This is a genomic window from Streptomyces laculatispora (assembly GCF_017353455.1).
GTDB lineage: Bacteria > Actinomycetota > Actinomycetes > Streptomycetales > Streptomycetaceae > Streptomyces > Streptomyces laculatispora.
Genome location: NZ_JAFMPZ010000583.1, coordinates 1 through 11,030 on the forward strand (window position 1 = coordinate 1; position 11,030 = coordinate 11,030).

An 11,030-nucleotide genomic window follows, 5' to 3' on the forward strand; every position below is an offset into this window, starting at 1 on the left:
GTGCCGGAGGCGGCGTCCCAGCGTTCGGCGCCGTAGTGGCCGAGGACGACGAGGTGGTCCAGTCCCGCCACCCCGGCGAAGCCGCCGTACGGGCCGAACTCCCCGGCGTGCTCGACGCGTTCGACGCCTGGCGCGGTACCTGGATAGAGGAGAAGGGGCAGGCGCTCGCCGTCCACACCCGCCGCGCCGGGGACCCGCAGGCCGCCTTCGAGGCGCTGCGCGGCCCCCTCGGCGAGCTCGCCGCCCGGCACGGATTGATCGTCGAACCGGGGCGCCTGGTACTGGAGTTGCGCCCCTCGGGCATGGACAAGGGCGTCGCCCTCACGCGGTACGTGCGCGAGGCGGGCGCCGAGTCCGTGCTGTACGCGGGCGACGACCTGGGCGACCTGGCCGCCTACGCCGCCGTGGAGAAGCTCCGCGCCGAGGGCCCCGACGGCACCCCCGGCCTGCTGATCTGCAGCGGTGAGGCGGAGGTGCCCGAACTGGCCCAGCGCGCCGACCTGTTGCTGCCGGGACCGGGAGCCGTCGTCGAATTCCTGTCAGCCCTGGCGCAGCGCCTCTAGCTGGTCCAGGAACCACTGCTGCGGCGGCAGCGCGGTGGCCGCCGCGGCCAGCCGCTCCGTGCGTTCCGCGCGCTCGTCGTCCTCCATCGTCAGCGCCTCGTGCAGCGCGTCGGCGGTGGCCGACACGTCGTACGGGTTCACCGTGACCGCGTCGTCGCCCAGCTCCTCGTGCGCCCCCGCCTCCCGCGACAGCACCAGCGCGCAGCCGTGGTCGGAGACGACCGGGACCTCCTTGGCGACCAGGTTCATCCCGTCCCGGATGGGGTTGACGAGCGCCACGTCGGCCAGCCGGTACGCCGCCAGCGAGCGCGCGAAGTCGTCCTTGACGTGGAGCACGACCGGGGTCCAGTCCGCCGTCCCGTGCGCCGCGTTGATGTCGTCGGCGACGCGCCGCACCTCGGCCGTGTACTCCCGGTACACCGCGAGGTCCTGCCGCGAGGGGTAGGCGAACGCGACGTGGACGACCCGGCCGCGCCACTCGGGCCGCTCGTCGAGCAGGGCCCGGTAGGCGAGCATCCCGCGGACGATGTTCTTGGACAGCTCCGTACGGTCCACCCGCACGATCGTCTTCCGGCCGGGGCCCACCTGTTCGCGCAGCGCCGCCATCCGGTCGTCCACGTCCGCCTCGTGCGCGCGGCCGAGCAGGAAGTCCGCGTCGGCGCCGAGTCCGTGCACGCCGATGCGGGTGTGGCCGGTGCCGCCGAGGATCTCCGTGCAGCAGCCGATGAAGGCGTCCGCCCAGCGGCGGGTCAGGAAGGCCGCCCGGTCGGCGCCGAGGATGCCGCGCAGCACCTGCTCGGCGATGTCGTCGGGCAGCATCCGGAAGTAGTCGACGGGCGCCCACGGGGTGTGCGAGAAGTGGCCGATCCGCAGGTCGGGGCGGAGTTCGCGGAGCATTCCGGGCACCAGCACCAGGTGGTAGTCCTGCACCAGGACCGCCGCGCCCTCGCCCGCCTCCTCGGCGAGCGCTTCGGCGAAGGCCCGGTTGTAGGCCTCGAAGGAGGCCCACTGGCGACGGAACTCCGCGTCGAAGACGGGTTCCACCGGGGTCTGGTAGAGCAGGTGATGGACGAACCAGAGCACCGAGTTCGCGATGCCGTTGTACGCGTCGGCGTGCACGTCCGCGTCGATGTCGAGCATCCGTACGCCCGGCTCCCCGACCCCGCGGCGCACCGCCTCGCGGTCGCCGTCACCGAGTGCGGCGCAGACCCACATCTTGTCGTCCACCGCGCTCAGCCCGGAGACGAGACCGCCCCCGCCCCGTTTCGCGTCGAGCGAGCCGTCCTCGTGGAGCGCGTACGAGACCGGACCGCGGTTGGACGCGACGAGTACCTGGGCGGCGTGCTGAGGGGCGTGCTCGGAGACCATGCTGCGGAACCTAGCCCGATCCCGAACCGTCCAAACGTGCGTGCGTCCGCACTCCGGTCATGCCGCGCGGCTTGAGACGTACTCCTCGATCTCGCGCATCGGCGGCCGCTCCTCGGTGTCCACCGGGTAGGTGTGCGGGACGAAACCGTGCTCGCCGCGCTCGAACTGGGTCAGCGAGGGGCGGACCAGATGGCCCCGGGAGAGCCGGAGCTGAGCGGTCCGGTAGATGGCCGCCGCCATCCGGCCGAGCGCCTGGCCGTCCTGGTGGCGGTGCTTCCTGACGCCGACGTCGACCTGTCCGAGCGCGTCCAGGCCGACCGTGTGCAGGGCGTCCACGAGCAGCCCCAGCTCCACTCCGTAACCGACCGGGAACGGCAGCTGTTCGAGCAGGGAACGGCGTACGGCGTACTCGCCGCCCAGTGGCTGGACGAAGCCGGCCAGCTGCGGCCAGTGCAGATTGAGCAGCGGCCGTGCCACCAGTTCGGTGACCCGGCCGCCCTGGCCTGCGGTGTCCCCGAGGGGGCGGTCGTACATCGCCTTGACGAACTGCACCGAGGGGTCGGTCAGCAGCGGGCCGACGATGCCGGAGACGAAGTCGGCCGAGAAGTCCTTCAGGTCCGCGTCGATGAAGCAGACGATGTCGCCGCCGGTCACCAGGAGCGACCGCCAGAGCACCTCGCCCTTGCCGGGGACGGCCGGGATACGGGGCAGGATCGCGTCCCGGCGGATCACCCGGGCGCCCGCCCGGCGGGCGACCTCGGCGGTGGCGTCCGTGGAGCCGGAGTCGATCACCACGAGTTCGTCGACCAGCCGGACCTTCTCCATGAGCTCGCGCCGGATCACCCGGACTATGTCCCCGACCGTCGCCGCCTCGTTGAGCGCGGGCAGGACGACACTCACGCTCCCGCGGTGCGGGCCGCCGTCCCCGGCGGCCAGGAGCTGCTCCAGCGGGCGGTCGGCACAGGACCAGGAACGCCTGGTCAGCCAGCCTTCGACCTCTTCCAGCACGGTCGATACTCCCTGTATGTGATCCATCTCGCGGTTCGGACGGCTATCTCAACAGTCCGGTGCTTCGGTTACAGTCTTGAACAACGCAGATGGCCGTGGCATGCCGGGGTCCATCCGCTGATAAACGCCTGGATCCATGGTCCAGTGCCACAGCGCTCATCCAGAGGGACAGAGGGAACGGCCCGTTGAAGTCCCGGCAACCATCCCGCCGACCGCGAGGTCAGGTGGGGACGGTGCCAATTCCGTCTTGTGGCGAAATGCGTCACGAGGAAGATGAGGAGAAAGGGCCTCGCCATCATGGCTGTTCAGACTGTTGCAGCAAACACCGAATCCTCTGTGGACCTTGGTCCCGCCGCGGCGCTTTCCTGCCGCGAGTGCGGAGAGCGATTCGAGCTCGGACCCCTTTTCGCCTGTGCGAGCTGTTTCGGACCGCTCGAAGTGGCGTACGACCTGCCGAGCGGTTCCCCGGACGAGCTGAAGAAGCGCATCGAGGCCGGACCCGACAACATCTGGCGGTACGCGCCGCTGCTGCCGGTCCCCGCCGATGTCGCGGACAAGCCCAACATCAACCCCGGCTTCACCAAGCTGGTCAAGGCCGACAACCTCGCCCGTGAACTGGGCGTCACCGGCGGCCTGTACGTCAAGGACGACTCCGGCAACCCGACGCACTCCTTCAAGGACCGCGTCGTCGCGATCGCCGTCGAGGCCGCCCGCGCCTTCGGTTTCACCACGCTCTCCTGCTCCTCCACCGGCAACCTCGCCGGTGCGGTGGGCGCCGCCGCCGCCCGCGCGGGCCTGCGGTCCTGCGTGTTCATCCCGCACGACCTGGAGCAGGGCAAGGTCGTCATGGCCGCGGTGTACGGCGGTGAGCTGGTCGGCATCGAGGGCAACTACGACGACGTCAACCGCTTCTGCTCGGAGCTCATCGGCGACCCGCTCGGCGAGGGCTGGGGCTTCGTCAACGTCAACCTGCGCCCGTACTACGGCGAGGGTTCCAAGACGCTCGCGTACGAGATCTGCGAGCAGCTCGGCTGGCGGCTGCCCGACCAGATCGTCATCCCGATCGCGTCCGGCTCGCAGCTCACGAAGATCGACAAGGGCCTCCAGGAGCTGATCAAGCTCGGTCTGGTCGAGGACAAGCCGTACAAGATCTTCGGTGCCCAGGCCGAGGGCTGCTCCCCGGTCTCCACCGCCTTCAAGGCCGGTCACGACGTCGTGCGGCCGCAGAAGCCGGACACGATCGCCAAGTCCCTGGCGATCGGCAACCCGGCCGACGGCCCGTACGTCCTGGACATCGCCCGCCGCACCGGCGGCGCCGTCGAGGACGTCAACGACGAGCAGGTCGTCGACGCGATCAAGCTGCTGGCGCGCACCGAGGGCATCTTCGCCGAGACCGCCGGCGGGGTGACGGTCGGCGTGACGAAGAAGCTGATCGAGGCGGGTCTGCTCGACCCGTCGCTCACCACCGTCGTCCTGAACACCGGTGACGGACTCAAGACGCTGGACGCGGTGGCCGCCACCTCGCAGGCGACGGCGACGATCCGGCCGAGCCTGGATGCCTTCCGCGCCGCCGGCCTCGGCACCAGCTGACTCGGCACCAGCTGACTCGGCACCGGCTGAGAGGCTGCCGCAGCCTCCGGCCACCCGTGACTCCAGGAAGGGCACCCACCATGAGCGTCAAGGTCCGTATCCCCACCATCCTCCGCACCTACACGGGCGGCCAGGCCGAGGTCCCGGCCGAGGGCGCGACCCTCTCCCAGGTCATCGATTCCCTGGAGCGGAACCACCCGGGCATCGCCGCCCGCGTCCTGGACGACCAGGGCAAGCTCCGCCGCTTCGTGAACGTGTACGTCAACGACGACGATGTGCGCTTCGAGGGCGGCCTGGAAGCGGTCACCCCGGACGGCGCCGGTATCTCGATCATCCCGGCCGTCGCCGGCGGCTGCTGACCCCGGGACCCGGGTGGTCCCACTTCACCGCGTCACCGGAATTGCCCCCTCCGCGAGAGAAGCGGAGGGGGCAATTCTGCATGGTTGAGCGCGGTAGAGTGTGGGAAGTCCCCTCCGCTGCCCGTGCCCCCCGCATATGAGAATGCGCCTGGCCACGACAAGATGCAGCCAAAGTACCTGAACTTCTTGCGCCATAAGTCGCCTTTGCCTGGCCCGACTTGCCCTGGAATCTCATCAGTTACTCATATTCGGGCGATCGGCGCTGCCCAGAATTCTCGTCCGATTGACCTGTTGTAGAGGGCAGTTGGGCAGATACATTCGGCCGCGGTCGACGCGTTCCGGCGCACGCACCCTCTCCTGTCGGAGGGTGGGTTCTGACCCGGGCCCGCGAAGTGCGGTCCTGTGCAAGGGCCAGTAATAGGGGAGTTGGGCATGGCTCAGGGCACCGTCAAGTGGTTCAACGCGGAGAAGGGGTACGGCTTCATCGCGGTCGACGGTGGTGCGGATGTTTTCGTCCACTACAGCGCGATCCAGATGGACGGATACCGCACCCTCGAAGAGGGTCAGCGAGTTGAATTCGAAATCTCGCAGGGCCAGAAGGGGCCGCAGGCGGACATGGTCAAGCTCGCTGTCGGCTGAGCTCGGCACGGTTGGCCAACGACACTACTCACGCACGGAGGGCCCGTACCCNNAGGAGCCTTCGGCGCTTGCACTCTCGGGGGTCGAGTGCTAATCATTGGGCTTAGCACTCTCCGGGTGAGAGTGACAGAAACTTGGACCGGGCCGGTGAGGCCCGCAGGTCTGTCGGGGCAAGGAACCGGCAGGCGGCAGGCCGTCCGTCGCGGGCGCCACTCGGTCCGGAGAAATCCACCCCTGTCCGGGAGGACCACTTCATATGGCCAAGATCATCGCGTTCGACGAGGAGGCCCGGCGCGGTCTTGAGCGCGGCATGAACCAGCTCGCCGACGCCGTCAAGGTCACCCTCGGCCCCAAGGGCCGCAACGTCGTCCTTGAGAAGAAGTGGGGCGCCCCCACGATCACCAACGATGGTGTTTCCATCGCCAAGGAGATCGAGCTGGAGGACCCGTACGAGAAGATCGGTGCGGAGCTGGTCAAGGAGGTCGCCAAGAAGACGGACGACGTCGCCGGCGACGGTACGACCACCGCCACCGTTCTCGCTCAGGCGCTCGTCCGCGAGGGCCTTCGCAACGTGGCCGCGGGTGCGAACCCGATGGCTCTCAAGCGGGGCATCGAGAAGGCCGTCGAGGCCGTCTCCGCCGCCCTCCTGGAGCAGGCCAAGGACGTGGAGACCAAGGAGCAGATCGCTTCGACCGCCTCCATCTCCGCCGCTGACACCCAGATCGGCGAGCTCATCGCCGAGGCCATGGACAAGGTCGGCAAGGAAGGCGTCATCACCGTCGAGGAGTCCCAGACCTTCGGTCTGGAGCTCGAGCTCACCGAGGGTATGCGCTTCGACAAGGGCTACATCTCGGCGTACTTCGCCACGGACATGGAGCGCATGGAGTCGTCCCTGGACGACCCGTACATCCTGATCGTGAACTCGAAGATCAGCAACGTGAAGGACCTCCTTCCGCTGCTCGAGAAGGTCATGCAGTCCGGCAAGCCGCTGCTGATCATCGCCGAGGACGTCGAGGGCGAGGCCCTGTCGACCCTGGTCGTCAACAAGATCCGTGGCACCTTCAAGTCCGTCGCCGTCAAGGCTCCGGGCTTCGGTGACCGCCGCAAGGCCATGCTCGGCGACATCGCCATCCTCACCGGTGGCACCGTCATCTCCGAGGAGGTCGGCCTCAAGCTGGAGAACGCCGGTCTCGACCTGCTCGGCCGTGCCCGCAAGGTCGTCATCACCAAGGACGAGACGACGATCGTCGACGGCGCCGGTGACAGCGACCAGGTTCAGGGTCGCGTCAACCAGATCCGTGCCGAGATCGAGAACTCCGACTCGGACTACGACCGCGAGAAGCTCCAGGAGCGCCTCGCGAAGCTGGCCGGCGGCGTGGCCGTCATCAAGGCCGGTGCCGCGACCGAGGTCGAGCTCAAGGAGCGCAAGCACCGCATCGAGGACGCGGTGCGCAACGCCAAGGCCGCCGTCGAGGAGGGCATCGTCGCCGGTGGTGGCGTGGCTCTGCTCCAGGCCTCGGCCGTCTTCGAGAAGCTGGAGCTCTCGGGTGACGAGGCGACCGGCGCCAACGCCGTCAAGCTGGCGCTGGAGGCCCCGCTCAAGCAGATCGCCGTCAACGGTGGTCTTGAGGGTGGAGTCGTCGTCGAGAAGGTGCGCAACCTGCCGATCGGTCACGGCCTCAACGCCGCGACCGGCGAGTACGTCGACATGATCGCCGAGGGCATTCTCGACCCGGCGAAGGTCACGCGCTCCGCCCTGCAGAACGCCGCGTCCATCGCTGCGCTCTTCCTCACCACCGAGGCCGTCATCGCCGACAAGCCGGAGAAGGCCTCCGCGGCCGCTCCGGGCGGTATGCCGGGCGGTGACATGGACTTCTGATCCTGACGGATCGGTAGTTCCGCACAGCTTCACCACGCCGGCCCCCGGGGATCGCTCCCCGGGGGCCGGCGTCGTTCGCGCATCCCGGCTACGGCGTGAACACCATCTCCGGGAAGCGGTCCGAGGGGCCGTCCAGCAGATGGTCGTCGTGCCCGCGCAGCCACCGCCCGAAGAACGACGCCGCATAGGCCCGGCTCGCGGCCGAGGCCCGCTCCGGCCGCACCGTCCCGACCGCCGCCGCCAGGCCGCCGTCCGGTTCCGCGCCCTGCCGGGCCAGCTGCGGCAGCAGCACCTGTGCGTCGGTGTACGAGGCGTGGCGCGAGCCGGTCAGGGTGACGTTCGCCTTCCAGCCGCGGGTGTTCGTCCAGAACGCCGCCCAGGACGGCTGCTGCCGGTAGTCGCCCGATCCCTCGCCGGCCGTCCCCATCAGGAGCAGCGGCCCCTCCAGCCCCTCCAGCGCCACCGTGCTCAGCCGGCTGCCGTCCGGCAGCGCGCCGCCCACGTAGTCCAGCTGCCCGTCCATGTTGATGCCCGCCCGGATCCGCCGGTCGTCGTGCATCGTCTGGGCCGCGGTGAAGCCGCCCGCGGAGTGGCCGAACATCCCGGTCCGGCGCAGATCGAGTACGTCCCCGAAGCGCGTCCGGTTCAGTTCCGGGAGCCGGTCGAGCACGAACCGGGTGTCGGCGACCCGTACCGCCACGACCTTGTGCAGCAGGGCGCTGATCGCGTCCGGATCGGTGGGCGGCGACCCGTCGAAGATCCGCATGGTGGCGAGGCGCCCGCCGGGGAACTCGACCTCGGTCGCCTCGTGGGTGTGGTCGATCGTGACGACGGCGTACCCGTGGCTCGCCAGTTCGTCCACCAGGGCGGTGTTCCAGGTGCGCGGGTCGCCGAGCCCGCCGGAGTACAGCACGACGGGCAGCCGGCCGGCCCGCGCGGCGACGGGTGCGTCGCGGCGGGCGTGGCTGAGCGTGGCGCCCCAGTCGACGGACCCCGGCGCCATCCCCAGGTTCAGTGCGGCGGCCCCCTCCGCTCCGCCGAAGTGGGCGGCTGCCGCAGCCGTCATCTGCGGCTCGCGCCGCGCCGGTCCGCCGGGTGCGGCCGGGTAGCGGACGCTGACCATGAGCTCGCGGCGCGCGGAGGTGCCCGCCAGCCACGGATCGCTCCGCGCCGGGTCGACGAGGTGCAGGACGGTGCACCCGACCGCGAACGGGCCGGTGGGCCGGGGCAGTCGGGCGGTCGGCAGGGCGGCGCGCGTACGCCGGTACCCGGCCGCGGAGGACGGCGCGGCGCCGGTGGCGAGCAGGGCGGATGCGGCGAGGCCGGTGACGAGGACGCGCCGGCGGCCGGGCGTACGGGTGCGAGGGCGAGCGGTCGGGACTGCGGACACCTGGAACTCCCCGTTCGGGTGGTACGGCACGCGGCCGGGCCGCGTGCGCGCGGGTGCGGCGGGATAGTGCGAACGCCTCCACGATGCCCGGCGCGGCCCGCCCGGCGCGTGATACCCCGGTGCTCATTCGGTGGCGTGGCGCATGGTACCCGGGTATGGGATCCGCCCCCGCCCACAGGGCAGTTGGGCGCGCGCCGGGGGCCGGCCGCGACCGCGCAACCGCCTCCGGGTCAGCTGGCGTCGAGGCCGTCGACCAGCCGGGTGAGGAAGCGGTTGAACGTGGCGTCGGGGGTGAGCGGCCGGCCGGTCGCGGAGAGCGCCTCGGCCAGCTCCGGATGGTGGCCGTCCGCGGCGACGGCCGCGAGGTAGCGCGCCTCGGCGGCGGCCCGGCCGGGTGACCGCGCGGCCTCGGCCTGGGCGACCTCGTGGGCGACGTGCCCGGCCACGAACGCGGTGAGCTGGGCGAAGATCTCCAGCCGCGCCGCCCCGTCCAGCCCGCTGGGCCGCAGCGCGGCCAGGGCGTGTTCCAGGAACGCGAGGGTGTTGGGGCCGGGGGTCCGGCGGGTCCGCACGGCCGCGGGTAGCCAGGGGTGGCGGAGCATGTGGTCGCGCTGGAGGTGCCCGACGGCCTTCAGATCGGTGCGCCAGTCGCCGGTGAGGGGTGCGGATGCGGGCAGTTCGCCGGAGACGTGGTCGATCATCAGGTCCAGCAGCGTCTCCTTGTCGGGGGCGTAGCTGTAGAGGGACATGACCCCGGCGCCCACCTCCGCGGCGACCCGCCGCATGGTGACCGCGTCGATCCCCTCGGCGTCGGCCAGGGCGACGGCCGCCGCGGTGATCGCCTCGCGGCTGAAGGCGGGCCTGCGGCCCCTGCGGCCCCTGCGGGGGCGGTCCGGGCTCAGCCAGAGTTCTCGGGGGTCGACGCCGGCGGCGCCGGGCCCCTCGGCACGGATCACGGTCCTGCGGCTCCCTCCGCCACTGCTGCGGCACCTTGCGCGGCCCTCGCGGCCACGGCTCCTGCGGGAAGCCCTCGCGGCCACGGCCTCCTGTGGAGGAGATCACTGCTGTGACTCCTGTGAAGTCCATCCAAGCATCCACTATTCTCGTACGCAGTACGAGAATGCTCGGAGCGATGGAGGCGAACGATGACATCACCCACGCACGACGCCCGGCAGAAGTCCGCACGGACGTCGTCGCCGGCGAAGCCGCCGCTGTCCTCCCGGATGGTGCGGGCCACCTGGCGAGGGCTCCCGGCCCGACGTCACAGGGCCGGCTGGGAACCGGGGCTGGTGGTACCGGCCGCCGACGGCAGCCCGCTGATCACGGACCACTACTTCCCGCGCGCGGAGGGCGACTTCCCCACCCTCCTGGTGCGCTCGCCGTACGGGCGGGGCGTGCCGTGGTCGCCCCAGTACGGCATCCTCTTCGCCGAGCAGGGCTTCCACGTGATCGTGCAGAGCTGCCGCGGCACCGGCGGCTCGGGCGGCCGCTTCGACCTCTGGCGCAACGAGGCCGCCGACGGCCTGGCCACCGTGTCCTGGCTGCGCGAACAGCCCTGGTTCAACGGCGCACTCGGCACGGTCGGCCCCAGCTACCTCGGCTATGTGCAGTCGGCGCTCGCCCTGGACCCGCCGCCGGAGCTGAAGGCGATGGTGATGCAGGTGGGCCTCCAGGACCCGTACGCCCTCTTCCACACGGACGGCGTGCTCCATCTGGAGGCGGCGCTCGTCGTCGGCGTCGGCATGACGCACCAGCACCGCGGCATCGCGGCTTTCGGCCGAGCGGTGCTGCGTCTGCAGCGCCGGGTGCGCGCGATCGTCTCCGCGCAGCCGCTGCGGGGGGCGTTCGCGGCCGCGCTCGGGTACGAAGTGCCCTGGCTGGAAGAGGTGATGGCGCATCCGGACGCGGACGACCCGTACTGGCGGGGGGCGGCACCCGGCGGGGCGACGGAGCCCCCGGGCATCCCCACCGCCCTGATCACCGGCCGGTACGACGCCCTGGCCGGCCACACCTTCGAGCAGTACGGGCGGCTGCGCCGCGCAGGATGCGAGACCGCTCTGCTCGTCGGACCCTGGACCCACACATCCGCCCTGCAGAAGGGCTGGCCCGAGGTGTTCGCCGAAAGCCTCGCCTGGCTCCGCGCCCACCTGTGCGACGACCCCTCCGGCCTGCGCCCCACCCCCGTACGCATCCACCTGGGCGGCGCGGGCGCGGCGTGGCGGGACCTCGACGAG

10 protein-coding genes and 1 riboswitch are annotated in these 11,030 nt (G+C 71.0%); of the genes, 6 read left to right on the top strand and 4 right to left on the bottom strand.

The annotated features are described in order from the left end of the window. The coding region (locus J1C73_RS30860; RefSeq protein WP_278186681.1) for a trehalose-phosphatase at nt 1-563 on the top strand (563 nt) is incomplete at its 5' end. Here J1C73_RS30860 and J1C73_RS30865 read toward each other — a convergent pair. After that, nucleotides 540-1,931 (bottom strand): alpha,alpha-trehalose-phosphate synthase (UDP-forming), encoded by a 1,392-nt coding sequence (locus J1C73_RS30865; RefSeq protein WP_207319258.1) that lies wholly within the window; start codon nt 1,929-1,931, stop codon nt 540-542. The genes J1C73_RS30860 and J1C73_RS30865 overlap by 24 nt on opposite strands. A 57-nt stretch (nt 1,932-1,988) precedes the next feature. Further along, entirely contained in the window at nt 1,989-2,939 is a 951-nt protein-coding gene (locus J1C73_RS30870; protein WP_207319259.1) for a glucosyl-3-phosphoglycerate synthase, read from the bottom strand. A 153-nt stretch (nt 2,940-3,092) separates the two neighbouring features. Then, nucleotides 3,093-3,219: riboswitch (SAM riboswitch) on the top strand. Nucleotides 3,220-3,236: 17 nt separating this feature from the next. On the opposite strand from J1C73_RS30870, the gene thrC reads away from it, so the two are divergent. The 4 genes from thrC to groL all read left to right on the top strand — a co-directional run bounded on the left by thrC (nt 3,237) and on the right by groL (nt 7,406). Further along, a complete protein-coding gene (gene thrC / locus J1C73_RS30875; RefSeq protein ID WP_207319260.1) occupies nt 3,237-4,529 on the top strand; it encodes a threonine synthase in 1,293 nt (430 codons plus the stop codon). 80 nt (nt 4,530-4,609) lie between these two features. Next, nucleotides 4,610-4,888 (top strand): MoaD/ThiS family protein, encoded by a 279-nt coding sequence (locus J1C73_RS30880; RefSeq protein WP_123460760.1) that lies wholly within the window; start codon nt 4,610-4,612, stop codon nt 4,886-4,888. 432 nt (nt 4,889-5,320) lie between these two features. Further along, the gene (locus tag J1C73_RS30885; protein WP_003967346.1) at nt 5,321-5,527 is read left to right on the top strand and encodes a cold-shock protein; all 207 of its coding nucleotides are present in this window, start codon (nt 5,321-5,323) and stop codon (nt 5,525-5,527) included. Between the two features lie 256 nt (nt 5,528-5,783). Beyond that, nucleotides 5,784-7,406, top strand: a complete 1,623-nt coding sequence (gene groL / locus J1C73_RS30890; RefSeq protein WP_123460761.1) for a chaperonin GroEL — start codon at nt 5,784-5,786, stop codon at nt 7,404-7,406. A gap of 88 nt (nt 7,407-7,494) precedes the next feature. Here groL and J1C73_RS30895 read toward each other — a convergent pair whose 3' ends face one another. Together J1C73_RS30895 and J1C73_RS30900 are read right to left on the bottom strand one after the other, a co-directional pair. Further along, complete coding sequence (locus J1C73_RS30895) at nt 7,495-8,796, bottom strand: alpha/beta hydrolase family protein (RefSeq protein WP_207319261.1); 1,302 nt, start codon at nt 8,794-8,796, stop codon at nt 7,495-7,497. A 230-nt stretch (nt 8,797-9,026) separates the two neighbouring features. Further along, nucleotides 9,027-9,752: a TetR/AcrR family transcriptional regulator gene (locus J1C73_RS30900; RefSeq protein WP_207319262.1), complete on the bottom strand. Its 726-nt coding sequence runs from the start codon at nt 9,750-9,752 to the stop codon at nt 9,027-9,029. A 189-nt stretch (nt 9,753-9,941) separates the two neighbouring features. Here J1C73_RS30900 and J1C73_RS30905 point away from each other — a divergent pair. After that, on the top strand, nt 9,942-11,030 hold a 1,089-nt coding region (locus J1C73_RS30905), incomplete at its 3' end, for a CocE/NonD family hydrolase (protein WP_207319263.1).

Bases quoted from the DNA above. Each gene is read 5' to 3' on its own strand.
- J1C73_RS30865 (WP_207319258.1), bottom strand. From the start codon at position 1,931: ATGGTCTCCGAGCACGCCCCTCAGCACGCCGCCCAGGTACTCGTCGCG.
- groL (WP_123460761.1), top strand. From the start codon at position 5,784: ATGGCCAAGATCATCGCGTTCGACGAGGAGGCCCGGCGCGGTCTTGAG.
- thrC (WP_207319260.1), top strand. From the start codon at position 3,237: ATGGCTGTTCAGACTGTTGCAGCAAACACCGAATCCTCTGTGGACCTT.
- J1C73_RS30885 (WP_003967346.1), top strand. From the start codon at position 5,321: ATGGCTCAGGGCACCGTCAAGTGGTTCAACGCGGAGAAGGGGTACGGC.
- J1C73_RS30880 (WP_123460760.1), top strand. From the start codon at position 4,610: ATGAGCGTCAAGGTCCGTATCCCCACCATCCTCCGCACCTACACGGGC.